General features: G+C 55.7%; 19 protein-coding genes. 7 read left to right on the top strand and 12 right to left on the bottom strand.

Translation table 11 applies throughout. The features are described 5' to 3' along the window. Position 1 precedes the first annotated feature (1 nt). Positions 2–793, top strand: a complete 792-nt coding sequence (gene ssuC / locus ACOTXD_RS10790) for an aliphatic sulfonate ABC transporter permease SsuC (RefSeq protein WP_003858185.1) — start codon at positions 2–4, stop codon at positions 791–793. Beyond that, positions 790–1,560, top strand: coding sequence for an aliphatic sulfonates ABC transporter ATP-binding protein (gene ssuB, locus ACOTXD_RS10785; protein ID WP_061856347.1), 771 nt, complete (start codon positions 790–792; stop codon positions 1,558–1,560). The genes ssuC and ssuB overlap by 4 nt, the downstream gene beginning before the upstream one ends. Positions 1,561–1,660: 100 nt before the next feature. On the opposite strand, the gene pepN is transcribed toward ssuB, so the two are convergent. Beyond that, positions 1,661–4,273 carry an aminopeptidase N gene (pepN, locus tag ACOTXD_RS10780; RefSeq protein ID WP_061856346.1) on the bottom strand — a complete coding sequence of 871 codons (2,613 nt, stop codon included), beginning with the start codon at positions 4,271–4,273 and terminating at the stop codon, positions 1,661–1,663. Positions 4,274–4,527: 254 nt separating this feature from the next. Here pepN and pncB point away from each other — a divergent pair, with 254 nt between their 5' ends. The 4 genes from pncB to ACOTXD_RS10760 all read left to right on the top strand — a co-directional run bounded on the left by pncB (position 4,528) and on the right by ACOTXD_RS10760 (position 10,340). Continuing rightward, complete coding sequence (gene pncB / locus ACOTXD_RS10775; protein ID WP_003858188.1) at positions 4,528–5,730, top strand: nicotinate phosphoribosyltransferase; 1,203 nt, start codon at positions 4,528–4,530, stop codon at positions 5,728–5,730. A 169-nt stretch (positions 5,731–5,899) separates the two neighbouring features. Continuing rightward, positions 5,900–7,300 (top strand): asparagine--tRNA ligase, encoded by a 1,401-nt coding sequence (gene asnS, locus ACOTXD_RS10770; RefSeq protein WP_003858191.1) that lies wholly within the window; start codon positions 5,900–5,902, stop codon positions 7,298–7,300. Between the two features lie 606 nt (positions 7,301–7,906). Continuing rightward, positions 7,907–8,965: a porin OmpF gene (gene ompF / locus ACOTXD_RS10765; RefSeq protein ID WP_023324410.1), complete on the top strand. Its 1,059-nt coding sequence runs from the start codon at positions 7,907–7,909 to the stop codon at positions 8,963–8,965. A 184-nt stretch (positions 8,966–9,149) separates the two neighbouring features. Further along, on the top strand, positions 9,150–10,340 hold the full coding sequence (locus tag ACOTXD_RS10760; RefSeq protein ID WP_003858198.1) for an amino acid aminotransferase: 1,191 nt from the start codon (positions 9,150–9,152) through the stop codon (positions 10,338–10,340). Between the two features lie 54 nt (positions 10,341–10,394). On the opposite strand, the gene ACOTXD_RS10755 is transcribed toward ACOTXD_RS10760, so the two are convergent. The 7 genes from ACOTXD_RS10755 to cmoM all read right to left on the bottom strand — a co-directional run bounded on the left by ACOTXD_RS10755 (position 10,395) and on the right by cmoM (position 21,031). Further along, positions 10,395–11,042: an MBL fold metallo-hydrolase gene (locus ACOTXD_RS10755; protein ID WP_022650729.1), complete on the bottom strand. Its 648-nt coding sequence runs from the start codon at positions 11,040–11,042 to the stop codon at positions 10,395–10,397. 20 nt (positions 11,043–11,062) lie between these two features. Beyond that, complete coding sequence (locus ACOTXD_RS10750; RefSeq protein WP_003858202.1) at positions 11,063–11,614, bottom strand: YcbK family protein; 552 nt, start codon at positions 11,612–11,614, stop codon at positions 11,063–11,065. Positions 11,615–11,789: 175 nt separating this feature from the next. Further along, positions 11,790–13,613, bottom strand: coding sequence for a L,D-transpeptidase (gene ldtD / locus ACOTXD_RS10745; protein ID WP_061856345.1), 1,824 nt, complete (start codon positions 13,611–13,613; stop codon positions 11,790–11,792). Positions 13,614–13,792: 179 nt separating this feature from the next. Beyond that, the gene (mukB, locus tag ACOTXD_RS10740; protein WP_032657945.1) at positions 13,793–18,241 is read right to left on the bottom strand and encodes a chromosome partition protein MukB; all 4,449 of its coding nucleotides are present in this window, start codon (positions 18,239–18,241) and stop codon (positions 13,793–13,795) included. After that, complete coding sequence (gene mukE / locus ACOTXD_RS10735; RefSeq protein WP_003858208.1) at positions 18,241–18,945, bottom strand: chromosome partition protein MukE; 705 nt, start codon at positions 18,943–18,945, stop codon at positions 18,241–18,243. The genes mukB and mukE overlap by 1 nt, the downstream gene beginning before the upstream one ends. Next, the gene (gene mukF / locus ACOTXD_RS10730; RefSeq protein WP_421766410.1) at positions 18,926–20,248 is read right to left on the bottom strand and encodes a chromosome partition protein MukF; all 1,323 of its coding nucleotides are present in this window, start codon (positions 20,246–20,248) and stop codon (positions 18,926–18,928) included. The genes mukE and mukF overlap by 20 nt, the downstream gene beginning before the upstream one ends. 3 nt (positions 20,249–20,251) lie before the next feature. Then, positions 20,252–21,031 carry a tRNA uridine 5-oxyacetic acid(34) methyltransferase CmoM gene (gene cmoM, locus ACOTXD_RS10725; RefSeq protein ID WP_003858212.1) on the bottom strand — a complete coding sequence of 260 codons (780 nt, stop codon included), beginning with the start codon at positions 21,029–21,031 and terminating at the stop codon, positions 20,252–20,254. Positions 21,032–21,151: 120 nt separating this feature from the next. Here cmoM and elyC point away from each other — a divergent pair, with 120 nt between their 5' ends. After that, positions 21,152–21,931, top strand: a complete 780-nt coding sequence (gene elyC, locus ACOTXD_RS10720; RefSeq protein ID WP_061856343.1) for an envelope biogenesis factor ElyC — start codon at positions 21,152–21,154, stop codon at positions 21,929–21,931. On the opposite strand, the gene ACOTXD_RS10715 is transcribed toward elyC, so the two are convergent. From ACOTXD_RS10715 to ACOTXD_RS10700, 4 genes are all read right to left on the bottom strand, one after another. Next, positions 21,908–22,801 (bottom strand): YcbJ family phosphotransferase, encoded by an 894-nt coding sequence (locus tag ACOTXD_RS10715; protein ID WP_003858216.1) that lies wholly within the window; start codon positions 22,799–22,801, stop codon positions 21,908–21,910. The genes elyC and ACOTXD_RS10715 overlap by 24 nt on opposite strands. A gap of 142 nt (positions 22,802–22,943) precedes the next feature. Then, positions 22,944–23,690: a 3-deoxy-manno-octulosonate cytidylyltransferase gene (kdsB, locus tag ACOTXD_RS10710; protein ID WP_003858218.1), complete on the bottom strand. Its 747-nt coding sequence runs from the start codon at positions 23,688–23,690 to the stop codon at positions 22,944–22,946. Continuing rightward, positions 23,687–23,869, bottom strand: coding sequence for a protein YcaR (ycaR, locus tag ACOTXD_RS10705; RefSeq protein WP_003858220.1), 183 nt, complete (start codon positions 23,867–23,869; stop codon positions 23,687–23,689). Before ycaR ends, kdsB begins: the two co-directional genes overlap by 4 nt. 45 nt (positions 23,870–23,914) lie before the next feature. After that, a complete protein-coding gene (locus ACOTXD_RS10700) occupies positions 23,915–25,144 on the bottom strand; it encodes a winged helix-turn-helix domain-containing protein (protein WP_126501205.1) in 1,230 nt (409 codons plus the stop codon). Positions 25,145–25,184 lie beyond the last annotated feature (40 nt).

Raw genomic sequence — 25,184 nt, 5'->3', positions numbered from 1 at the left:
CATGTCTGCAACCGCACAAAAATGGCTACTGCGCGCCGCGCCGTGGTTTCTGCCCGTCGGCATTGTCCTCGTCTGGCAACTGGCGTCTTCAACTGGCTGGCTGTCGAGCCGCATTTTGCCCTCTCCGGAGGGCGTTGTGGAAGCGTTCTGGTCGCTCAGCGCCAGCGGTGAGCTGTGGCAACATCTTGCCATCAGCTCCTGGCGCGCGGTAATCGGCTTTTCGATTGGCGGAAGCATCGGCCTGACGCTGGGGCTGATCAGTGGCCTGTCCCGCTGGGGTGAGCGGCTGCTGGATACCTCCGTTCAGATGCTGCGTAACGTGCCGCATCTGGCGCTTATCCCGCTGGTTATTTTGTGGTTTGGCATTGATGAGAGCGCCAAAATTTTCCTCGTGGCGCTGGGAACGTTATTCCCGATTTATATCAATACCTGGCATGGGATCCGCAATATCGATCGCGGTCTGGTTGAGATGGCCCGCAGCTATGGCCTGTCAGGTTTTGCCCTGTTTACCCATGTGATCCTGCCGGGCGCCCTGCCCTCCATTATGGTTGGGGTGCGTTTTGCGCTCGGCCTGATGTGGCTAACCCTGATCGTGGCGGAAACCATTTCGGCTAACTCCGGCATTGGTTATCTGGCCATGAACGCCCGCGAGTTCCTGCAAACGGACGTGGTGGTGGTTGCCATTATCCTTTATGCCCTGCTCGGCAAACTTGCGGACGTCAGCGCCCAGTGGCTGGAACGTAGCTGGCTGCGCTGGAACCCGGCCTACACCGCTCAGGAGGCGAAAGCATGAATACTGCACGACTGAACCAGGGAACACCGTTACTGCTGAACGGCGTGACCAAACGCTACGGCGACAACACCATTCTGAATGCACTGGATCTGCACATTCCTGCCGGACAGTTCGTGGCCGTTGTCGGCCGCAGCGGTGGCGGCAAGAGTACCCTGCTGCGTCTTTTAGCCGGGCTGGAAGCGCCAAACAGCGGTGACATTCTGGCAGGCACTACGCCGCTGGCCACGATTCAGGATGATACGCGCATGATGTTTCAGGATGCGCGTCTGCTGCCGTGGAAAACGGTGATGGATAACGTCGGGCTGGGCCTGAAGGGCAGCTGGCGGGAGGACGCCCGGCAGGCACTCGCTGCGGTAGGGCTGGAGAATCGCGCGGGAGAGTGGCCTGCGGCCCTGTCGGGTGGACAAAAGCAGCGCGTAGCGCTGGCACGCGCGCTGATTCATCGTCCCGGCCTGCTGCTGCTTGATGAACCGCTCGGCGCGCTTGATGCCCTGACGCGGATCGAAATGCAGGATCTGATTGAAACCCTATGGCAGACGCACGACTTTACGGTGCTGCTGGTGACGCATGATGTCAGTGAAGCCGTGGCAATGGCAGACAGGGTGCTGTTAATAGAAGAAGGTAAAATTGGTCTGGATCTGACGGTAGATATTCCGCGTCCTCGCCGCGTGGGATCGGCCCGACTGGGGGAGCTGGAAGCCGAAGTGCTGGATCGGGTGATGAAGCGTGGGGTAAGTGAACGGGTGTTGATTAAAGCTAATGCCTGATGCCCGCACCCCGGCCCTCTCCCACAGGGAGAGGGAGAAAACCGATGCCCCGCGACCCCACGTAGGCCCGGTAAGCGTAGCGCCACCGGGCTTTTTTACATCAGGCCAGCGCCTTAGCAATCTTCTCGTACAGATCGCCAGACAGATTTTCCAGCCCTTTCAGCTGCTCAAGCGCGGCGCGCATTTTCGCCTGACGCTGCGCATCGTAACGTTTCAGGCGGATCAGCGGCTCAATCAGACGAGACGCCACCTGCGGGTTACGGCTGTTCAGCTCGGTCAGCATTTCAACCATGAACTGATAACCGCTGCCGTCTTCGGCATGGAACGCGGCCGGGTTGCTGCTGGCGAAGGCACCAATCAGAGAGCGGACGCGGTTCGGGTTGCTCATGGTGAACGAACGGTGCTTCAGCAGGCTACGTACTTTGCTGAGTACATCGGCTGCCGGACTGGTGGCCTGAAGGATGAACCACTTGTCCATCACCAGACCATCCTGATACCACTTGTCGTCGTACTCCTGCATCAGCGCATCGCGGCACGGCAGCTCGGCGGCAACGCTTGCAGCCAGCGCGGCCAGGGCATCCGTCATGTTATCGGCTTCGTGGTACTGCTTGCTGACCAGCGTGTTCGCCAGCTCTGCCTCACCAAACGCCAGATAGCGCAGGCAGGTATTGCGCAGGGAACGTTTACCGATATCCGCATGTTCCACCCGATACGCGTCCAGCTTGTTGGCGTTGTAAATGGCGAGGAACTCATCTGCCAGTTCGGTCGCCAGCGTGCGGGTCAGCGCTTCACGCACGGCGACGATGGCAATCGGATCAATGATGTCAAACAGCTCGGCGATTTCAGTCGCAGACGGCAGCGTTAAAATTTCAGCCGCCAGCGCCGGGTCAATGTTCTCATCCAGCAGGATGGCACGGAACGCGTCTGCCACATGAACCGGCAGCGTCAACGGCTGGCCCTGCTGGTAACGGTTGACGTTCAGCTTGATGTAGGTCGCCAGCAGACTTTGTGCCGCATCCCAGCGCGAGAAATCGTTGCGCGCGTGACGCATCAGGAACGTCAGCTGCTGATCGCTCCACTTGTATTCGAGTTTCACCGGCGCGGAGAATTCGCACAGCAGGGCGGGAACGGGCTGGAAATAGACGTTATCGAAGATAAAGGTCTGCTCTGCCTGGGTCACGTTCAGCACGTTATGCACCGGGTGACCGCCCTTCTGTAACGGGATCACGTTGCCTTCGTTGTCGTACAGCTCAACGCTGAACGGAATGTGCAGCGGATGTTTCTCTTCCTGCTCGGCCGTTGGCGGCGTGCGCTGGCTGATGGTCAGCGTGTACTGCTCGGTTTCCGGGTTGTAGTCGTCTTTGACCGTCACGATCGGCGTACCGGCCTGGCTGTACCAGCGGCGGAAATGAGACAGATCCACGTTAGAGGCGTCCTCCATCGCCTGGACGAAATCGTCGCAGGTGGCCGCACTGCCGTCGTGACGCTCGAAGTAAAGCTGCATCCCTTTCTGGAAATTCTCTTCGCCCAGCAGGGTGTGGATCATGCGGATAATTTCAGCGCCTTTTTCATACACCGTCAGGGTGTAGAAGTTATTCATCTCAATGACTTTATCCGGGCGGATCGGGTGGGCCATTGGGCTGGCATCTTCTGCAAATTGCAGACCACGCATAGTGCGCACGTTGTTGATGCGGTTCACCGCCCGCGATCCCAGATCGGAGCTGAACTCCTGATCGCGGAAGACGGTTAAGCCCTCTTTCAGGCTCAGCTGGAACCAGTCGCGACAGGTGACGCGGTTCCCGGTCCAGTTATGAAAATATTCGTGGCCGATAACGCGTTCGATATCGAGGTAATCTTTATCCGTGGCGGTATCGGTACGCGCCAGCACGTATTTGGAGTTAAAGATGTTAAGACCTTTATTCTCCATCGCGCCCATGTTGAAGAAATCGACAGCAACAATCATATAGATGTCGAGGTCATATTCGAGACCAAAGCGCGTTTCATCCCACTTCATGGAGTTGATGAGAGAGGTCATTGCCCACGGTGCGCGGTCAAGGTTGCCACGGTCCACGAACAGCTCCAGCGCGACTTCACGGCCAGAGCGCGTTTTAAAGGTGTCGCGCAGAACATCGAAATCTCCCGCCACCAGCGCAAACAGATAGCAGGGTTTCGGGAACGGATCCTGCCACTGTGCCCAGTGACGGCCATTCTCCAGTTCCCCCTCGCCAATCCGGTTGCCGTTGGAGAGCAGGTACGGGTACAGCGTTTTGTCGGCAATAATTTTGGTGGTAAAGCGCGCCAGGACGTCCGGGCGATCAAGATACCAGGTAATGTGGCGGAAACCTTCGGCTTCACACTGGGTACACAGGGCTACGCCTGACTGGTAAAGCCCTTCCAGCGCGGTATTGGCGGCAGGGCTAATTTCATTCACGATGCGCAGGGTAAAGCGTTCCGGCAGGTTGTCGATGACCAGCTGGTTGCCTTCTTCTTTATAGTCTGACCAGGCTTCATCGTTAATATGCAGGGAAACCAGCGTCAGGTCTTCACCATCCAGACGCAGCGGCACGGCTGTCGCGCTCTGGCGCGTCACCTGGCTTACCGCCGTCACGACGGTTTTTGTGGCATCCAGGTCGAAAGTCAGATCGATATCGCTTATCAGGTATTCCGGCGCACGGTAGTCGTGGCGGTATTTAGCTTGTGGCTGTTGTGTCATAGAAAACCTTATGCATCGTTTGTCGAGTAACGATTCAATATATTCCTGTTGTGTAAAACGCGCTATGCAGAATGTTCATCTTTTCAGGCACAACGCCCTTTTTAGCTACATTTTTATAACACGGGGCACGAAATGCTCTCGACCATAAAGTGTGCTTATGTTGTGATCGGGGTTCAATAAATCACTAAACAGGGTATACTCCGGAGTTGTTTATTGTACTAAACGCTCCCGTGAGAGGATGCTACAGCGCACCTATGACTCAATTCGCTTCTCCGGTTCTGCATACGTTGCTGGATACCGACGCGTACAAGCTGCATATGCAGCAAGCCGTGTTTCACCACTATCATGATGTCCATGTTGCGGCGGAATTTCGCTGCCGGGGTGACGACTTGCTGGGTATCTACGCAGATTCCATTCGTGAACAGGTCGAGGCCATGCAGCATCTGGCGCTCACCGATGACGAATATCAGTGGCTTTCAGGCCTGCCTTTCTTTAAAGCGGACTATCTGAACTGGCTGCGTGAGTTCCGCTATAAGCCGGAACAGGTCACCGTCACCAATGATAACGGCAAGCTGGACATTCGTCTGACCGGCCCGTGGCGCGAGGTGATCATGTGGGAAGTGCCGCTTCTGGCCGTGATCAGCGAGCTGGCCCACCGCTATCGCTCCCCTGAAACCGGTGTGACGCAGGCGGTCGCCGCTCTGGAGAATAAACTCGTTGAGTTTTCCAGACTGACCGAAGGGCTGGATATGTCCCGCTTCCGTCTGATGGACTTTGGCACGCGCCGCCGCTTCTCTCGCGAGGTTCAGGAAGCCATTGTCAGACGTCTGCAACAGGAGCCGTGGTTCGTTGGCACCAGTAACTACGATCTGGCACGTCGCCTTGATTTAACGCCGATGGGCACCCAGGCGCACGAATGGTTCCAGGCGCACCAGCAGATTAGCCCTGACCTTGCCAACAGCCAGCGCGCCGCCCTCGCCGCGTGGCTAGAGGAATACCCGGATCGGCTGGGTATTGCCCTTACCGACTGCATTACCATGGACGCGTTCCTGCGCGACTTTGGCCCTGAGTTTGCCGAACGCTACCAGGGTTTGCGCCATGATTCCGGGGACCCGGTTGAATGGGGTGAGAAAGCCATCGCCCATTACGAAAAGCTGGGTATCGACCCAATGAGTAAGGTGCTGGTCTTTTCCGATAACCTTGACCTGGCGAAAGCCGTCGACCTTTATCGCCACTTCTCATCGCGGGTGAACCTGAGTTTCGGGATTGGTACGCGGTTAACCTGTGATATCCCTCAGGTGAAACCGCTGAACATCGTCATAAAACTGGTGGAATGTAACGGTAAGCCGGTCGCGAAGCTCTCCGACAGCCCTGGCAAAACCATCTGCCATGACAAAGCGTTTGTCCGCGCATTACGTAAAGCCTTCGATCTGCCTCAGGTTAAAAAAGCCAGTTAACGGCTTCGGGGGGGCCTTCATGGCTCCCCTTCTCTTATTTATTTCTTATTTCTTCTCTCAAGACGGTGAAATTTACTTGTCTGATAGCGGATGGCAGGTAACATAGATATCCCCCCCTATAAGGGCGGACAAGTGTTTATTTTTTCCGACTATTAACAGAGAGAATATTATGAGCGTTGTGCCTGTAGCCGACGTACTCCAGGGCCGTGTCGCCGTTGACCAGGAGGTCACCGTGCGCGGATGGGTGCGTACTCGCCGAGATTCTAAAGCTGGCATCTCCTTCCTCGCCGTCTATGACGGTTCCTGCTTTGATCCTGTACAGGCCGTCATTAATAATTCTCTGCCCAATTACAATGATGACGTTCTGCACCTGACAACCGGCTGTTCCGTGATCGTCACCGGTGTTGTGGTGGCCTCTCCGGGCCAGGGTCAGAGCTACGAAATTCAGGCGACCTCGGTGGAAGTGACCGGCTGGGTTGAAGATCCGGACACCTATCCGATGGCTGCAAAGCGTCACAGCATCGAATATCTGCGTGAAGTTGCGCACCTGCGTCCGCGCACCAACCTGATTGGTGCGGTTGCCCGCGTGCGTCATACGCTGGCGCAGGCGCTGCATCGCTTCTTTGACGAGCAGGGTTACTTCTGGGTTTCTACTCCGCTGATCACGGCATCCGATACCGAAGGCGCAGGTGAAATGTTCCGCGTTTCAACGCTGGATATGGAAAACCTGCCGCGTACGCCGGAAGGTAAAGTGGATTACGACAAAGACTTCTTTGGTAAAGAAGCCTTCCTGACGGTTTCTGGCCAGCTGAACGGCGAAACCTACGCCTGTGCGCTGTCTAAGATCTATACCTTCGGCCCAACCTTCCGTGCGGAAAACTCCAACACCAGCCGTCACCTGGCGGAATTCTGGATGCTGGAGCCGGAAGTGGCCTTTGCCGATCTGAATGACGTGGCAGGCCTGGCAGAAGCGATGCTGAAATACGTGTTCAAAGCGGTTCTCGAAGAGCGCGCAGACGACATGAAATTCTTCGCTGAGCGTGTCGATAACGACGCCATCGCCCGTCTTGAGCGCTTCGTCTCCGCAGACTTCGCGCAGGTGGATTACACCGACGCGGTCGCTATCCTGGAAAAATGCGGTGAGAAATTCGAAAACCCGGTTTACTGGGGCGTGGATCTCTCCTCCGAGCACGAACGTTATCTGGCAGAGAAGCACTTCAAAGCACCGGTTGTGGTGAAAAATTATCCGAAAGACATTAAGGCGTTCTATATGCGCCTTAACGAAGACGGTAAAACCGTTGCCGCGATGGACGTGCTGGCGCCGGGCATCGGTGAGATTATCGGTGGCTCCCAGCGTGAAGAGCGACTGGATGTGCTGGACGCGCGTATGCAGGAGATGGGTCTGAACCCGGCGGACTACAGCTGGTATCGCGATCTCCGTCGCTACGGCACCGTCCCGCACTCCGGCTTTGGCCTTGGCTTTGAACGTCTGATTGCTTACGTAACAGGTGTTCAGAACGTACGTGATGTGATTCCGTTCCCACGCACACCGCGTAACGCAAGTTTCTAACCGACCAAATCCTTAATGGCCAGCAAATGCTGGCCATTATTTTATCCTGCAATGTCAGTTTTCGTCAGTCAAAAGTAAGCGTATTTAAACCACAACCCCGCGATTACCCCTACCTGTTACGTTTTGTTTCCACGAAATATCCTGAGACAAAAAAATAACCCCATTTTTATGGCGCTTAATACATTCCTTACGCAATAGCACAAAAAACAACCACCCTCACAGCCATCTGGATGGCTTTTGTCGATTATAAGAAATAATGAGCCGTTTAACTTCTGTTTATACGAAAGGCCTTTAGCTAAATTAAACATAAGGAAATCATATATATAAGAATAAAGCGGAGGTTTAATTCACCAGATAGCGCTGAAGTTTGAGGTGCTTCACAAAGTTCCCAAAATTACACATTTAGTTACATATATTTTCTTTTGGTAACTGAATCTTGAAGATTGTAGCACTTTCAGTGTAGCGAAACGGTTCTATGAATGGAAAGATGCCTGTCAGACACATAAAGACACCTAACTCTCATCAATAGTTCCGGAAATATTTATTGACAGAATTTATTGACGGCAGTGGCGAGTGTCATAAAAAAACCAATGAGGGTAATAAATAATGATGAAGCGCAATATCCTGGCAGTGGTAGTCCCTGCCCTGCTGGTAGCCGGTGCAGCAAACGCTGCTGAAATCTATAACAAAGACGGCAACAAATTAGATCTTTACGGGAAAGCAGTCGGCCTGCATTACTTCTCCGATAATGACAGCAACGATGGCGACAACACTTACGCGCGTCTGGGCTTCAAAGGTGAAACTCAGATCAACGATCAGCTGACTGGCTACGGTCAGTGGGAATACAACTTCCAGGGTAACAACTCTGAAGGTGGCGATGCACAGAACGGCAACAAAACCCGTCTGGCATTCGCAGGTCTGAAATTTGGTGACGCAGGCTCCTTCGACTACGGTCGTAACTACGGTCTGGTCTATGACGCAATCGGCATCACCGATATGCTGCCTGAGTTCGGCGGCGACACCGGCGCGAGCGATAACTTCTTCGCAGGCCGTACGGGTGGTCTGGCGACTTACCGTAACAGCAACTTCTTCGGCCTGGTTGACGGTCTGAACTTTGGTGTTCAGTACCTGGGCAAAAACGAGCGTACTGATGCAGTACGTTCCAACGGCGACGGCTGGGCAACCTCACTGAGCTATGATTTCGAAGGCTTCGGCATTGTGGGTGCTTATGGCGCCGCTGACCGTACCAACAACCAGCAGACGCTGGAATGGGGTAAAGGTGACAAAGCTGAACAGTGGGCAACCGGCCTGAAATATGACGCGAACAACATCTACCTGGCAGCTATTTATGGCGAAATGCGTAACGCAGCGCGTCTGGGCAGCCGTGGTTTCGCTAACAAGTCTCAGGACTTCTCTGTCGTCGCTCAGTACCAGTTCGACTTCGGTCTGCGTCCATCCATCGCTTACTACAAATCTAAAGCGAAAGACGTAGAAGGTATCGGTGACGAAGACTACATCAACTACATCGACGTTGGTGCGACATACTACTTCAACAAAAACATGTCTACCTATGTTGACTATCAGATCAACCAGCTGAAAGACGACAACAAGCTGGGCATCAACAACGACGATATCGTGGCTCTGGGTCTGGTTTACCAGTTCTAATCAGCACACCTCGTTGTTATATGCTTAATGAACAGGGCTTCGGCCCTGTTTTTTTATTCCTGAGAGAAAATAATAGCGACTTTTGAAAAGCCGCACGCTTTTCGTCGCAAACGGTTGGCATTTTGTAAATCTACCGTTAACCTGATAGCGGATTTCACTTCTGTAATCACAATGGAACTTCGTCATGTTTGAGAACATTACTGCCGCTCCTGCCGACCCAATTCTGGGCCTGGCCGATCTGTTTCGTGCCGACGACCGCCCTGGCAAAATCAACCTGGGTATTGGTGTATATAAAGATGAAACCGGCAAAACTCCGGTACTGACCAGCGTCAAAAAAGCTGAACAGTATCTGCTGGAAAACGAAACCACCAAAAACTACCTCGGTATTGATGGTATCCCTGAATTTGGTCGCTGCACCCAGGAGCTGCTGTTCGGCAAAGGCAGCACCATTGTGAGCGAAAAACGCGCCCGCACGGCGCAGACCCCAGGCGGTACCGGCGCACTGCGCGTGGCGGCAGATTTCCTGGCGAAAAACACTTCTGTGAAGCGTGTGTGGGTAAGCAATCCAAGCTGGCCGAACCATAAGAGCGTGTTTAATTCTGCGGGTCTGGAAGTGCGTGAATACGCCTACTACGACGCAGCCAGCCACGCGCTGGATTTCGACGGCCTGCTGGCCAGCCTGAGCGAAGCCCAGGCGGGCGATGTGGTGCTGTTCCACGGCTGCTGCCATAACCCAACCGGTATCGATCCTACGCTTGAGCAGTGGGAACAGCTGGCTAAGCTGTCCGTTGAAAAAGGCTGGCTGCCGCTGTTTGACTTCGCTTACCAGGGCTTTGCCCGTGGTCTGGAAGAAGATGCAGAAGGTCTGCGTGCATTCGCCGCCGTGCATCAGGAGTTGATAGTCGCAAGCTCCTATTCCAAGAACTTTGGTCTGTATAACGAGCGTGTCGGCGCCTGTACGCTGGTGGCTGCTGACGAAGCAACCGTCGATCGCGCATTCAGCCAGATGAAGTCCGTGATCCGCGCTAACTACTCTAACCCACCGGCACACGGTGCGTCTGTGGTCGCGACGATCCTGAGCAACGATGCGCTGCGCGCAATCTGGGAACAAGAGCTGAACGATATGCGTCAGCGCATTCAGCGCATGCGTCTGCTGTTTGTGAACACGCTGGCTGAGAAAGGCGCTGACCGTGACTTCAGCTTCATCATCAAGCAGAACGGCATGTTCTCCTTCAGCGGCCTGACCAAAGAGCAGGTGCTGCGCCTGCGTGAAGAGTTTGGCGTGTATGCCGTTGCATCTGGCCGCGTGAACGTTGCAGGTATGACGCCTGACAACATGGCGCCGCTGTGCGAAGCCATTGTCGCGGTGCTGTAACCTGCATCCCTAAAAAAAAGCCTGCATCGTGCAGGCTTTTTTATTTTACCGAGTTTACCAGACAGGCATTTCATCCTGAAGGAACGGGTTATGCAACCGCTCATCCCCCAGCGTTGACATTGGTCCGTGTCCAGGGATAAACGTCACATCATCACCTAACGGTAATAACTTCTGCTTAATCGACTGAATCAGCTGACCGTGATCGCCGCGTGGGAAATCACTGCGTCCTACGCCCCCTTTGAAAATCACGTCACCGGAAATCAGCAGACGCGACACGTCATCAAAGAAGACAATATGGCCGGGCGTATGTCCGGGGCAATGCAACACCTGTAAAGTTACATTCCCTACGTTAACGCGATCGTCTTCGTTCAGCCAGCGGTCCGGTGTCAGTGGCTGACAGTCTTCCAGGCCAAACATACGGCTTTGAGCAGGTAATCCCTGTAGCCAGAACTCATCTTCTTTTTCCGGGCCGATAATCGGCACACCGTAGTATTCAGCCAGTTCAGCCGCTGCACCCACATGGTCGAGATGGCCATGGGTGAGTAAAATCTGCATCAGCGTTACACCGCTGGCAGCGACTTCCTGCTTGATTGTCTCAGCGTCGCCACCGGGATCAACAAGCGCGGCCAGTTTAGTTTGTTCACACCAGATCAATGAACAGTTCTGTGAGAACGCGGTAACCGGAATAATACGATAGTTCATACTGCTCCTGTGTTTCGTTATTACCAGTGCCGAACCGGCCCGGTATCAATATGCACAAAGTTGCTACGTGGGTAGTATCCTACACCACCTGCGCGCATAGATAACGCCGCTTTGCGAATATTGGCTAACGAAACGCCCTCAATATGGAAATCCATCGCCTGCCCTTTGGTGTGATAGCTTTTTTTCGCTACCCCACGGCTGTGGGCACGCAGTTCATTGTTGGTATCCAGAGAGCGATAGCCAGAGATGAGCTGCACCGGCCTTTTGGTCCCTAGCAGTCCCTGCAAGCGGTAAAGCTGATCGAATAATCCAGGGTCGATGGCTTTGATTTTATTCGCGCGGAAATCACGGAAAAAATGGTTGAGTCTTGCTAATTCATCCTGAATATAGCCTCTGCCATCGAAAAATTCCGCTTTAAGCGTCTCACCAGTATGCAGATTGTTGAGCGTTAAAATACGCGGACGAGGTGTCGAGAGGGTGGCAAATGCTGGCGTCGGAAGGATGGCTGCTGCGCCCAGCGCAACGCCACCTAACGCCAGCAATTTGCGGCGATTAGCGTCAAATTTGTCCATGATAATCAGGTCTACAGGTAAAAGAAATTGTCAATATGCTTAGCGCACGAAGGGCACCATAACTGGCAAAACCTGTTACGTCAAGGCGCCCAACCCCAGTAAATACGCGGCTTGCAGCCAGATCGCCTCATATTCACCATAACTTACGACAATCATTTTTACCGAACTACTTCATTTACCTGATTAATTGTTCCGCTTTTGGCAAAATTTGTGCGCCGGATCGCGCTGTCAGATCATAATTGTAAATATCTGTACGATACTGGGTACGTCCGTCTGCCCCTACAAACGCCGTCAGATAGTAAAGATTGACCGGAATATTGTGGCGGATATTGACGTAACGCGTATCTCCCTGCTTCAGCGCATCTGATATCCGCGTATCGTTCCAGCCTGCATCCTGCAACAGCATATTTGCCAGCTCAGAGGCCTTGTTCACGCGGACACAGCCCGAGCTGAGCGCGCGTGCGTCTTTCTGGAACAAATTATGGTTCGGGGTATCATGCAGATAGATTGCGTCCGAACTTGGCATATTGAATTTGTAACGTCCCAGCGAGTTATGTGCGCCCGGTGCCTGCTGGAAACGGAACGGCAGGTTCGAAGGCGTAATCGTTGACCAGTCCACCATCCAGGGGTCAATCGCTTCTTTGCTGTTCCAGCCACGCATCACCGTATAGTTATGTCGCTCCAGATAACCCGGGTCATTCCAGACCTTAGGCAGAATATCTTTGCGCGCCAGCGTCGGCGGCACGTTCCACGGCGGGTTAACCACCACGTTATTCAGCGCGCTGCTCATCATTGGCGTTTTACGGTCAGGTCGGCCGACAATCACGCGGGACGCCAGCACTTCACTACCGTCCTGATAGTAGACCAGGGAGTACGCCGGAATGTTGACCATAATGCCGGTGGATAACGTGCCCGGCAGCAAGCGCAAGCGCTGGATATTCAACGCCAGCACTCCAGCCCGCTGGGCCGGAGAGACGTTCAGCCAGTCGCGAGTAGATGGACCAATCACGCCGTCAGCGCCCAGCCCCTGCGCGGCCTGGAACTGCTTCACTGCGGCGACCAGCTCGTGATCGTAAGCGGCGGGCTTATTGCTCAACGCAACGGCGGTTTTCTCTTTTACCGGCGCCGACGGGCTGACGACCGCATTTTGCGTCTCGTCACCGGGCAGCGCAATTTTAGGGCCGCTGTCGAGAATGCCGGAGCGTTTCATAATTTCGCGGATCGCAGGCACATCGCTACTCCACTGCCCCGGACGCAGCGTTGTGGTGCCGCGCAGCTGAGGCCACGGGCGGGAATCCGCAACCAGCTCAAGAAGCGACTGATGCATCGTGGCATACTGCGGATGGGCAGGCGCAAGGCTTGCGATAAAGCGCGGCAGTTCGCCGTTATCCAGCGACAGCTGCCACTGGTTAATGACGGACAGCGCAGGCGTCGCCAGCTTGTACGGCTTACTGCTGTATAACCAGCGGTTGCCGTTCACCGAAATCCCCGCAACAAATTGTAAGTAGCCCATCATGGCATCAGACAGCACCACGTCACGCGCTTGTCCGGTCACGGCAGGATCGGTCAGGAGTTCAACCCAGGTCGTGAACTGCGGCTGAAAACCTGCAATCGCCACTTCAGCCAGCTGCTGCTGGAAGGCACGTACCGCCTCGCGATTTTCCCACATCGGTTTCATATCGCGCGCAGCGTAAAGCAGCGTGAGCTGGTTAATATAAGCGGGAGTATAGCCCGAGGGCAGCCCGGTCATAAGCTGCTGACGTAATGATCCAATATCGATGCCTTCCGGCAGCGGTTTAATGCCGGCCATGATGGCCGTTGCCGGAGACTGATCCAGCGGTTGTGACAGTGACGTCGGCTGCGCGCCCATCGTCGCGGAGCTGTCAGTCGGTACAATTTCAGGCTCATCGGCCTGAGCGGTAAACAGTGGAGCAAACATCACTGTCAGGCACAAACTCAGCGCAGACAGCTGACGACCACGATTCTTCTTAAGCAACATCCCTTGCCCCCTGTTTTTCACGACATGCTCAGTATTCTGGAGCTTTCCTTCAGTATAGAAAGGCATACACGCTGCTGCCTTGCCTTATGTAAAGAAGTTTAAAGATAACGCAGCCCTGAACACAAGTTAAGTGAATAAAAAAAGCGGCGCATGAGCGCCGCTATTTGTCGCACCCCAGGTTAAGAGGCGTCAGCCGTGCCCGGTAATGACTCCGGTGGCTGCGGGGCGAAACCACGCAGGCCCACGACGTGCACGTGTTCACTGTTCTGGAACACCTTACGCACCAGCTTATAGGTTGTCCCTTTTTCCGGACTGATGTTTTCCGGCGCCGCGATGATGAGCTGCATATCGAGTCGCTCGCAAAGCTCAAACAGCGTGGCGATGGAGCGGGCGTCGAGACGCGCGGCTTCATCGAGGAACAGCAGACGACATGGAGAGATGTCTTTGCCGCGCAGACGACGCGCTTCATCTTCCCAGCTCTGCACCACCATCACCAGAATCGACATACCGGTACCGATGGCTTCACCGGTAGAGAGCGCACCGGATTCCGCGCGCAGCCAGCCGTCTGAGCCACGGTTAACCTCAACTTCCATTTCCAGATAGTTGCGGTAGTCCAGCAGCTCCTCGCCGATGGTTTGCGGCGTACGCTGGCCCATGTCAATCTGCGGATTCAGACGCTGATACAGCTTCGCCAGCGCTTCGGAGAAGGTCAGGCGGTTACTGTTGAACAGATCCTGGTGCTGCTCATGCTGTTCAGACAACACGTCCAGCAGCGTGGAGTGCGCCTCACGCACGTTCACGTTCAGCCTCACGCTGTTGACCTGGCCAAACGACACGCTTTGCAGGCCCTGGTTCAGCTGACGGATACGGTTCTGCTCGCGCTGAATGGTTTTACGAATAATATTCGCCACGCTGCGGGAGCTGATTGCCAGCTTTTGCTCGCGGGAGGTCAGCTCTTCCGTCAGACGGCCCAGCTCGATCTCCATCTGTTCGATCGCTTCAACCGGATCGTCGGTACGGATGATGTCCTGACGGATACGCTCGCGCAAGTGCTGATACACCGCCACGAAGAACTGGATTTTGCGCTCAGGACGCTTCGGATCTTCGGACATGCGCAGCACGTCGCGCAGGTGTTCGTTATCCGCCACCGCCAGACGCAGCGCGCCCAGCGCCTTATCCGACATAGAACGCAGTTCATCGGCCGACAGATACGCCAGCTCGCGGCGGTGCAGACGACGCTCCACGTTGTTGTCTTTCACCATGCGCATCACCGCGCACCAGCCCGCCTTCGCGGTCACAACCTGCTCGCGCATCTCGTGATAGTCACGTTCCAGCTTGCGCAGGCGACGCGTCAGGTTGTCCATCTCCGCTTCACAGAAGGTCAGCGCTTTTTCCAGCTGATTACGACGCGCACGGTTGTTGCTGAGCTGAGCATGCAGCTCATCGCGGCGAATACGTGCCCGCTCTTCTGCACCGCTGTCGGCGCGCACGCCAATGTCCTGCAACTCTTTATGCAGGTCGTTTAACAGCTCTTTCTTGGTGTCGAAGGAGCTTTTCAACGACGCCATCACCTGACTGTACTGGCTCAGCTGTGCGGCGTGAGTACGCATCGCTTCGCGCGCGCGCGTACGTTCCGCTTCCGCCTGCTCAAGGCGCTGGCGCAGCTTTTCATTAAGATCGCTGTTCCCGCTCAGCATTTCTGCTGAATCGGAGTAGCCGAAGTGCGCGCGACGTTGCACCACTTCCGTCAGGGCAAACGCCTGCTGACGCGCTTCGCGCTGCACCTGCTGTGACCAGGCGTAATCCTCTTTTAACTGTTCAAACTGTTCCGGGTCGCTCTGGAGAACGGAAACCATCGGCTCCAGCTTCGCCAGCTGATTGCCGTGCTGCTGCACAAAGCGCGCGGCTTCCTGCGCCTCGTCCAGTCGTTCCTGAATTTCATCCACGCGGTCGGCGAGCGTATCGTCCGCCAGCAGGTTCAGGCGTGGCAGAATGCGGTTAAGCGCCGCAACGCCCTCTTTCGCCTGCTCGAACTGGACGCGGCTCTGCTGGTTGTCATTTTCATGGCTAGCCAGCGCACGCTCCAGCTCACCGCGGCGGGTGTTGAGCTTGCGAATTTCGGCTTCCGGATCGGGCTCAAAGGCCACGCCCAGATGGCTGCCGATAAAGCGGCTGAACGCCTGATGCAGACGCTGCGTTTTTTGTACATCAAACGACAGGGTCGCAAAACGTTCAGAAAGCGTTTCGCGCTCGGCATGCAGGCTTTCAATGCGGCTTTCACGCGCGGCGCGGCCAAACAGCGGCAGTTCCGGGAAGCGCGAATAGCGCCACTGGCGATCGGCGATTTTCACCACCACCGCTTTTTCCAGCTCGTCAACGCTGAATACGCTGTCATCAAACGACTGCGGATCTCCTTCGATGAGGTAGAGATCTTCCGGGCAGTCTTCCAGCCCTGCAAGCTGGTCAGAAATCAGCGACAGATCCGGCACCACAATCGCGTTACGGGATGGACCGTACAGCGCGGAGAAGTACGGCGCATCGTCCAGACCAACATCGTCGTAAATTTCAGACAACAGCACGCCGCCGAAACGCTCGGCTAAGGCATTCAGACGCGGATCTTCTGAGCCGCCTGGCTGGCTTAAACGCTCGATCTCCTCATCGACGTCACGCTTGCGCGCGCCCACTTCGTCACGCTCAACAATCGCTTCACGCTCACGCTCCAGCAGCTGTTGCATGTATTCGGTGACGTCCTGGCTGGAGGCAAACTCCTGGCCACACTGTTCGCTGAGCTGGTTCAGGCTGCTTTGTGCAGCCAGCCAGATCGGCGCACGCTGTAAGAGCGTCGTCGAACGGGACTGAAGCTGTTCCAGCTCCTGACGCAGCGTCATGCGCTGTTCGCTGGCATTCGATACGGTATCGGACAGGGCCGCAATACGCGCTTCCAGTTCCTGATGCAGGGCCTCAAGCTCGTCGAAATCGTAATTTTTACCCTGACGCTTGCAGAATTCCGCCAGCAGACGCTCGGCTTCCTGCTGTTCACGCAGACGCTGTTCCAGCTCGTTCAGGCGCATGCGCAGCGGCTGCACCTGTTCGGCCAGATGGCGTTGATTGACGCCGTCGCGCAGCAGCTCACGGGCAACGTCCCACGCTTCGTTACGCGCCAGCGGACCGTTAATCGCCACCACCAGCTGGTACGCCTGCTCAAACTGGCTATGCGCCGTTTGCGCCACGCTCATTTTCTGATCGAGAGAAAGCAGTTTCTCAGTGGCTTCCTGCTCTTTGGCCTGGAAGGTATCCAGCCATTCGTCAGCGCTTTCCGGGGTCAGGTCCGGCAGATGGCACAGCTCTTTGGCACGCTGCAACGCCTGCAACGCCTGGTTGTACTGAATCGCACGCGTCTGCTGCACGTCCAGCGCCTGCTGGTAGTCAGCGAGCTGGCTTTTCAGCTCATCCACTTCCAGCTCGGCGGCTTCCGCGCGGGCTTCGTTCTCTTCCTGCAATTCGGCAGCTTCGGCCACCACTTCATTTTGCTCTTCAAGACGAATTTGCAGCTCATCAAGATCGGCTTCGTAGCGCTCGATTTTTTCCTGCTGACGCAGCGCGGTCTGCACCAGATTCAGATGATCGCTGGCCGCCTGATAATCGGCTTCCAGATCCCCTTCCGCACCATTGTGCTCGCCCAGTTCGCGCGCCATTTCGACATGCTTATACTGCTCGGCCACCAGCTGTTTGCGGGAGGTAAACAGCTCGCGGCGATACTCCAGCGCCTGATCGAGATGAATACGGCGCTCGTTGGCGTGGCGCATATAGTCCGCCGCCACGTAGTTGGTGGCTTCGCTGATCAGGTGCTTAAACAGGTCCCGGTCAGACTGCGTAACGCGAATCGCTTCCAGCGTCATGCGGTTTTCACGCAGCGCGGCTTCCATATCCTGGAAGGCCTTACGCACGCCGCTGTTTTCCGGCAACAGGTAGTCGCGCAGGGAGCGGGTAATGGCGCTGGAGATACCGCCGTACAGGGAGGCTTCAATCAGACGGTAGTATTTACTACGATCTGACGCGCTGCGCAGACGACGGGCTACCACGCCGAGATCGAACATCAGAGAGTGGTAGTCGGTAATGGAATTAAACTGCTTAAACTGCACGCCTTCGATAGCTTCCAGCTTGTCTTTCAGCTCCTGGAGCGTCAGGACGCGCGCCTGACGTTCATTCAGGGTTTCCGTCAGCAGCGCGGTTGGCTGTACGGAGGTAGGCAGCCCCTGGATCGCAAACGGTTTGATATCTACTTTACGATCGCGGCCGGCAACCTGTTGCAGACGCACGCCTACAACCACGCGCTGATGGCGGGAGTTGATCACGTCCAGCACTGAATAACAAACGCCCGCTTTCAGCTTACCGTGCAGACCTTTATCACGAGAGCCGCTCGTGGCGCCCGCTTCAGTGGTGTTACGGAAGTGCAGCAGGGTCAGGTCAGGTATCAGCGCCGTCACGAAGGCCGCCATGGTGGTGGATTTACCCGCCCCGTTACCGCCGGAGAGCGTTGTCACCAGCTCATCCAGATCGAAGGTTCGGGCAAAGAAGCCGTTCCAGTTAATCAGCGTCAGTGAGCGAAATTTACCGCGTTCAATCATTACTCTTCCTCCCCGCTATCCGGCTGATTCTCTTCGTGCTCGTCATTGAGCTGCAAATGGTTTTCCACCGGCATCGCTTCACCGTCACGGATCATGCGCAGCTGCGCTTCACGCGCATCATCACCCGCACGCACGTCGGCGCCAAAACGGAAGACCGATTCGGTGATGCGGAACTTGCTGCTGTCGTGACCCATGAACCAGACCATTCCCAGACGGCGTAGACGGTTAAGGGATGAGCGAACTTTTTCCTGTAATTTCTGACGGTCCAGATCGGACCCCGTTGAGCGGTTATTCACCAGCTTGAGCAGCTTGCTTTCATCCGCCAGCGACAGCAGCTCATCGTATAGCTCCTGCTGGGTGAAGATCCCTTCATTCGCCAGACGTTCCGGGCTGAGATAGAGGTAGCAGAGAATTTTGCCGACCATCATATCCAGTTCGGAAAGCACCGAGCGCGGAATAAGCGTGGTAGAGCGCGGACGCAGGTAGAAAAACCCTTCCGGCGCGCGGATCAGCTCAACGTTATAGCGAGCGTAAAACTCTTCCAGGTACTCCTGAAAGTCCATCAAAAAGGCGTGATTATCCAGCTCGTCAAGGCCAATGTGACGACCGGCACGCAGCTGGCTGTCCAGCGCCGGAAACAACGGATTCGCCAGCGCCTGTGCCAGCTTAACTGGCATCACTTGTTCAATATTTGTCAATGACATGCGCCTGTACCTTGGCTCCGTAATCGTTAATCGGCTGCCACTTCGGCGGCAGTCCGGTGAAATCGGCTTGTGCGATGCCCAGGCGCACCGCCTGGTCTACAACAATGCGGGCAACATCGAAGTGGCGCGCGCGCGGATACTGCGCCAGATAGTCGCGTACCACGAGGCCAAGATCCAGCGGTGCTTGTCTGGTTTTGTAGACAGCGAGCTGTTCTTCGATCATCGCCGCAAGCTGCTCGCGAATTTCGTTAAATTCTTCGTATTCCAGATCCGGCGGCAGTTCACCGGTGACCTCTTCATCGCGCAGCGCCATCTCTTCGTCGCGCATATCCAGCAGACGATCGGCGTTGGCGTAGGTCAGCACCCACGGCGCATCGAAATAGGTCTGTACCGACTGGCGCAGACGTTGAGCAAAGACGCGATTCTTATCCATATCGATGGCGGTACGGATAAATTTATGCACGTGGCGATCGTAACCGATCCACAGGTCGATTGACTGCTGGCCCCAGCTGATAATGCGGTCAAGCTTGCTCTGCAAATCAAACACCAGACGGTCGATAAAATGCAGATCGTCGTGCGCCATTGTCGCGTCCTGGATGCGCAGCAGATTGGCCTGTAGCTTATCCCCCGCCGCCTCCAGCGTATCCTGCAACTCACGCAGCGTACCGGACGTTTCTGACAGCAAGAGTTCACAGCTGGAGATAGCCGCACGCCAGTCTTTATTAAGCAGTTGAGCGATATCGTCTTTCACCTGCTGCTGCTGTTCGTCCATCAGACGTTGAGTCAGATCGATACTGTCGAAAATCTCGGCGACCGAGTATTTCAGCGGCGCGTAAACGTTGCGATGCCAGTGGAATTCGTCACCGTTTTCATCAGCCGCGTCGGCGGCACGCTTCAGCTCACCTGCAACAATAGAGAGCTGCATGGAGAGACGCAGCGTGGAAAATTCGCGCTGGCGGATGTAATAGTCGGTAATGCCAATGCCCAGTGGCGTAAGACGATAGATGGCGTTTCCTTCCGCCTGCTCGCTGGTAAAGCGGTTCAGCAGACGTTGACGCACCATATCATTGATTGCGTTGTTGGCACGCACGCTAATGGTTTCGCTGGTTTGCTCAAACGCATCACTGACGTGGCGGAACGCATCCACCAGTTCGCCTTCACTCATTTCGCCATCCAGGCGTTCGCCGTTTAGCGTCGCAACCGCCAGCAGGAATGAGAGTCTGTCTACCGGCAGCGAGATGGAGAAATCGTTTTTCCTGGCCCAGGCAACCAGTTCGGGGACTGTCTGGGAAAATTCACTCATAGATTATCCTTGCATCTGCGGCTTGCGCGCGGTGACGTGTATATAGCGGCCAAGGCTCAGATAAGGCTCCTGGCGGCAGTACCGCGTCTCTATTTCTGTTAAGGCGTCTAAACAGTCATCCTGTTTTTGTTTATCACGCAGATAATCATGAAACACCCTCACGCCGGTTTTGCCGGTAATTTCCCAACCGATCTCCTCCAGCCAGCCATAGACCTGCTGCGGTTCACGGGGGAAATCCGGTGAAAGCGTGCGTCGTTTCTTTTTATACATGCCCTGCTGTACGTAGCCAAAATTGCCGACCAGCACGTTTCGCATTAGCAGGCCGTTGGCATTGTAAAACATCAGCGATAACGCACCGCCCGGGCGCAACATCGACCACAGCGTTTTTAACATCGCCTGGGGTTCGGCGATCCATTCGAGCACAGCATGAAACAATATCAGATCAACCTGCGTTTCCAAATGCTGCGGAATGTCCTGAGCGGCGCAATGTATAAAATGCATGTTGTCGCTCACACCTTTCTCTTCTGCCGCTCGCCCGGCGCGCGCAACCATCTCGGCAGAAAGATCGCAAAGCGTGACGTGATGTCCCCGCTGCGCCATCAGAATTGCAGTCTGACCTTCCCCACCGCCGGCATCCAGCACGCGCAACGGTCGGTCACCGAATTCAGCCAGCAGCTTGTCCAGATCCTGCCAGAGGATTGTCTGACGAAGCTGACCTTTGGTGGTGCCATAAATGTTGCGCGAAAACTTTTCCGCGATGTCATCAAAATTGCGATCCCGCATTGGGAGGGTTCCACTCACTGCAAAACCGCTATTTTGTCACACCCGCGCGGAGAATGAACCACTCTGGTGTAATATCACCGACAATCGCCTGCTGTATGGTTAAAAAAGGAACCAAAAAGGATGCTTTTTACCCTAAAAAAATATATCGGAGGCATGATGCTTCCCCTTCCCCTGCTGTTGCTTCTCATCGCGCTGGGGCTGGCAATGATATGGTTTAGCCGCTTTCAGAAAAGCGGTAAATCCCTTGTTACCGTGGGCTGGCTGGCGCTGCTGTTACTCAGCCTGCAACCGATCGCTGACGGTTTATTACGTCCGATTGAAAACACCTACCCGACGTGGCAGGGAAATCAGAAGGTGGGCTATATCGTGGTGCTGGGCGGCGGGTATACCTGGGATCCGAACTGGGCGCCCAGCTCGAACCTGATCAACAACAGCCTGCCGCGCCTGAACGAGGGGATTCGCCTGTGGCTGGCCAATCCTGGATCGAAGATGATCTTCACGGGCGCAGCGGCAAAAACCAACCCGGTCAGTACCGCTGAAGCAGGAGCAAGAGTGGCTGAATCGCTTGGCGTACCGCGTTCCGCCATCATCACGCTGGATAGCCCAAAAGATACCGAAGAAGAGGCGGCGGCGGTGAAACAGGCCATCGGTGATGTACCGTTCCTGCTGGTGACCTCTGCTTCACACCTGCCGCGCGCAATGATTTTCTTTGAGAAGCAGGGCCTGCATCCGCTTCCTGCTCCGGCAAACCAGATGGCTATTGACGCCCCGCTCAATCCGTGGGAACGGATAATCCCGTCCCCGGTATGGCTGATGCACAGCGACCGCGTCGGCTACGAGACGCTTGGCCGTCTGTGGCAGTGGCTTAAGGGTTCGTCAGGCAAGCCAGGGCAGGAGTGATTTTGCGGCCAGATCGAAACTGGCGCGATTAAAGCGCCCGGTGTTGACCAGTTGCGCCACCTCATCCCAGAGAAGATAGAGCCAGCGTCGCCAGAGAAAGGCCTCCGCAACAGGGGCGCGCTGGAGATAGTGCCAGAGCAAATCTTCCGCCGCCCCGCCCTCGCTCAGCCTGAACAGTTCGTACTCGCGCGGCGCCCAGAGCATGATCCCCGGCCCGACCATCGCCAGCAGTTGGTCGCTGCGCGAGTCTTTAAGCATACTGCGTAGCGTGAAGTTGCCGTGAACCAGCACGCAGTTGTCGTTAAAACCCTCAAACAGCGTCGGCAGACATTCCCGGGTGCGGAACAGAATACGTTTGTCCTGCATCGTTAAGCCGGTGTTGTTGAACTGGTTCAGCGTGCCCCACAGCACTTCGACACGCTGGCGATACCACAGCGGCCACAGGTTTTCCTGGGTGCTGTCTACCGCGCCAACAAGACCCCGGCTGTCCTGCCGATGCCAGGCAAGCAGAGCCTCGACAATCTGATCTTTCAGCTGTTCCCAGCGCTCCGGTGTACGCGTCGGGGCTTCAACAGAAACCCCGCGTAAACGCTCGATAAGCAGAACATCCGGGCCGGGATGCTCCTCATGGGTCATCACGCCGTAGACCGTCGGCATACGGACAGTCCCTTCCCGCGCCAGCATTGACATTTTCCAGGCCAGCTGTCTGGCGACGCCCGGCGAGGTAAAACTTCTGGCCATCAGCGGCATGGGGTTTCCCTGACTGTCATACAACGACCAGAGTGCGGTATCGGCCTTTTCATTCACGCATTCCACCCGGCTTAGCTTTTCGCCAAGGAGATGGCTGAGTTCAGCACGCAGCTGTTCCATATGAGATTACCCCCATTAAGACTACTGCTTTTATAATGAGCGCGCGAAACCCGGATGTCACCCGGTAGAGATCAATAATGAAAAAGAAAAGGAAAATCGCCTGGCGGGAGAGCATCCCCCCAGACGAGGGGATGCCAGCGAATTAACGCATTTCGACGCGTACGCGCTCGAGATCTTCAGGGGTATCCACGCCGGTGCCGGGGATTTCCTGGGCAACCGCAACGTGAATTTTCTCGCCGTACCACAGCACGCGAAGTTGTTCGAGCATTTCAATATGCTCCAGCGGGCTTGGTGCCCAGGCGACGTAGCGACGAATAAAGCCGGCGCGGTAGCCGTAAATACCGATGTGGCGCAGGAAGGTTTCGCCGATTGTCTCTTTCGATTGCGCGAAACGATCGCGATCCCACGGAATGGTGGCGCGGGAGAAATAGAGCGCGTAGCCCTCTGCGTCCATGACCACTTTCACCGCATTCGGATTGAACGCCTCTTCAGCGTGGTGAATCGGCACCGCGAGGGTTGCCATCCCGACCTGACGCCGAGCCAGGTTGTCGGCCACCTGACGGATAATCGCCGCCGGGATCATCGGCTCATCGCCCTGCACGTTCACAATCACCGTCTCGTCGCTGAAACCGCATTTTTCGACGACTTCCGCCAGGCGCTCGGTGCCTGACTGATGATCGGCACGGGTCATGCACACTTCCCCACCCGCGGCCTCAACCGCGCGCGCGACATCCGGGTGATCGGTGGCGACGATGACGCGTCCGGCGCCCGATTCGCGTGCCCGTTCAAGGACATGCACAATCATCGGTTTGCCATTGATATCCACCAGCGGTTTACCTGGCAGGCGCGTTGAAGCATAACGCGCAGGGATAATGACAACAAAACTCATGGTTTGATCTCTTCTGCCACCAGTGAACGGGCTTCATTTTCCAGCAGGACCGGAATACCGTCACGCAGCGGGAACGCCAGGCTGTCCAGTTTGCAAATCAGCTCTTGTTTATCCTGGCTGTAATACAGTTTGCCGTTGCACACCGGGCAGGCAATAATTTCAAGTAAACGGTGATCCATAGTTCCTCCGTATGGGTAATCGCTAAAGCTTATCACATTCCCTTTTCAGGGAGTGTCTGTTTCCCAGCCATCTCGACAGGTCGTAAACAGCCCCGCAGGCACGCGACCGAGTACAATTTCATGCGCCCCCTGCCAGCGCGCAAATTCACTGAGCGCAGTCGTTAACCCTTTTTCCAGGCCAGCCGTCACCTTTATGCCCTCTTCCAGCCAGAGCGCGATAATTTCAAGCATGCCGGTTTTACGGTGCATTTTAGCGTCCATGCGCCCGACAAGCTGTCCTTTATGCAGCAGCGGCAAAACAAAATAACCATACTGACGCCTGGGCGCCGGGGTGTAGCATTCCAGACGGTAGCTGAAATCGAACAGCTGTTCGGCCCGCTTTCTGTCCCAGACAACGGGGTCGAACGGCGACAGCACGGCACTGTGGGTCGCCTGGAGTTTGCCCTCCTGCGCCTGCGCCAGCAGAGGGAACAAATCCGCATGCAGCCACATTTCACCTAACGACTCTACCGAGACCGGCATGACGTGCTGTTCGCGCTGCCACGTTTCGAGTTGTGGTTTTAGCTGCGGCTGACGCAGACGATAATAATCCGCCAGCCACTGCGGGCGGAAGATGCCAAGGCTGCGGGCGCTGTTCCCGAGCATGATGGCTTCGGCTACGTCCTGAGACAGCAGGTCACGCGTATCGTCCCAGTGAGGCATAACGCGGTGCGTGAGGTCATAGACGCGCTGAAAGTTGCGGCGCTCGACCACCATCACTTTGCCCGACGTAAACAGCCCTTCAAGATGGCGTTTGTGCGGTTTCCACTCCCACCATCCGCTGGCGCCTTTTCGCGGGTGTTCAAAATCCGCGGAGCGTACCGGACCGTTTTCCTGAATATGGGCAATCAGTTGCTCTATTTCATCCGCGTGTTCCACCATCCACTCCTGGCGGTATTTCCAGCCCATTTTGTCCGGGGCGAGCATGCGGTGACGCACCAGTGCAAAATCGCTGCGCGGGAGAAAACAGGCTTCATGCGCCCAGTATTCCATCAGTTCGCCCTGACTCAGCGCATTATCCAGCCACTGCGGAGGATAGTTTCCCAGGCGGCTAAACAGGACCAGATACGGGCTACGCGCCACGATGTTAATGGTGTCGATTTGCAGCAACGACATGCGTTGCACGGTAGAGAGGATATCAGCTGGCTGCGCGCGGCGGCGGGGCTTTTTCAGAAGCCCCTGGGCGGCAAGATGCAGGTTTCGTGCGGCTGCAAGTGAGAGTTGCGGTAGAGACATGCGTTTTCCTGTCAGTCAAAGCGCCACCGGAACCGCGTAG

The sequence above is a fragment of the Enterobacter cloacae complex sp. CDL013 genome (genome assembly GCF_049238805.1).
Classification (GTDB): domain Bacteria; phylum Pseudomonadota; class Gammaproteobacteria; order Enterobacterales; family Enterobacteriaceae; genus Enterobacter; species Enterobacter hormaechei_C.
Note: the sequence above shows the minus strand (reverse complement) of the source record. Positions and strands in the feature narration are given on the sequence as shown.

What these genes read in the sequence shown, in the direction of transcription:
- ssuC (WP_003858185.1), top strand. Translation starts at nt 2, where the DNA reads ATGTCTGCAACCGCACAAAAATGGCTACTGCGCGCCGCGCCGTGGTTT.
- ssuB (WP_061856347.1), top strand. Translation starts at nt 790, where the DNA reads ATGAATACTGCACGACTGAACCAGGGAACACCGTTACTGCTGAACGGC.
- pepN (WP_061856346.1), bottom strand. Translation starts at nt 4,273, where the DNA reads ATGACACAACAGCCACAAGCTAAATACCGCCACGACTACCGTGCGCCG.
- pncB (WP_003858188.1), top strand. Translation starts at nt 4,528, where the DNA reads ATGACTCAATTCGCTTCTCCGGTTCTGCATACGTTGCTGGATACCGAC.
- asnS (WP_003858191.1), top strand. Translation starts at nt 5,900, where the DNA reads ATGAGCGTTGTGCCTGTAGCCGACGTACTCCAGGGCCGTGTCGCCGTT.
- ompF (WP_023324410.1), top strand. Translation starts at nt 7,907, where the DNA reads ATGATGAAGCGCAATATCCTGGCAGTGGTAGTCCCTGCCCTGCTGGTA.
- ACOTXD_RS10760 (WP_003858198.1), top strand. Translation starts at nt 9,150, where the DNA reads ATGTTTGAGAACATTACTGCCGCTCCTGCCGACCCAATTCTGGGCCTG.
- ACOTXD_RS10755 (WP_022650729.1), bottom strand. Translation starts at nt 11,042, where the DNA reads ATGAACTATCGTATTATTCCGGTTACCGCGTTCTCACAGAACTGTTCA.
- ACOTXD_RS10750 (WP_003858202.1), bottom strand. Translation starts at nt 11,614, where the DNA reads ATGGACAAATTTGACGCTAATCGCCGCAAATTGCTGGCGTTAGGTGGC.
- ldtD (WP_061856345.1), bottom strand. Translation starts at nt 13,613, where the DNA reads ATGTTGCTTAAGAAGAATCGTGGTCGTCAGCTGTCTGCGCTGAGTTTG.
- mukB (WP_032657945.1), bottom strand. Translation starts at nt 18,241, where the DNA reads ATGATTGAACGCGGTAAATTTCGCTCACTGACGCTGATTAACTGGAAC.
- mukE (WP_003858208.1), bottom strand. Translation starts at nt 18,945, where the DNA reads ATGTCATTGACAAATATTGAACAAGTGATGCCAGTTAAGCTGGCACAG.
- mukF (WP_421766410.1), bottom strand. Translation starts at nt 20,248, where the DNA reads ATGAGTGAATTTTCCCAGACAGTCCCCGAACTGGTTGCCTGGGCCAGG.
- cmoM (WP_003858212.1), bottom strand. Translation starts at nt 21,031, where the DNA reads ATGCGGGATCGCAATTTTGATGACATCGCGGAAAAGTTTTCGCGCAAC.
- elyC (WP_061856343.1), top strand. Translation starts at nt 21,152, where the DNA reads ATGCTTTTTACCCTAAAAAAATATATCGGAGGCATGATGCTTCCCCTT.
- ACOTXD_RS10715 (WP_003858216.1), bottom strand. Translation starts at nt 22,801, where the DNA reads ATGGAACAGCTGCGTGCTGAACTCAGCCATCTCCTTGGCGAAAAGCTA.
- kdsB (WP_003858218.1), bottom strand. Translation starts at nt 23,690, where the DNA reads ATGAGTTTTGTTGTCATTATCCCTGCGCGTTATGCTTCAACGCGCCTG.
- ycaR (WP_003858220.1), bottom strand. Translation starts at nt 23,869, where the DNA reads ATGGATCACCGTTTACTTGAAATTATTGCCTGCCCGGTGTGCAACGGC.
- ACOTXD_RS10700 (WP_126501205.1), bottom strand. Translation starts at nt 25,144, where the DNA reads ATGTCTCTACCGCAACTCTCACTTGCAGCCGCACGAAACCTGCATCTT.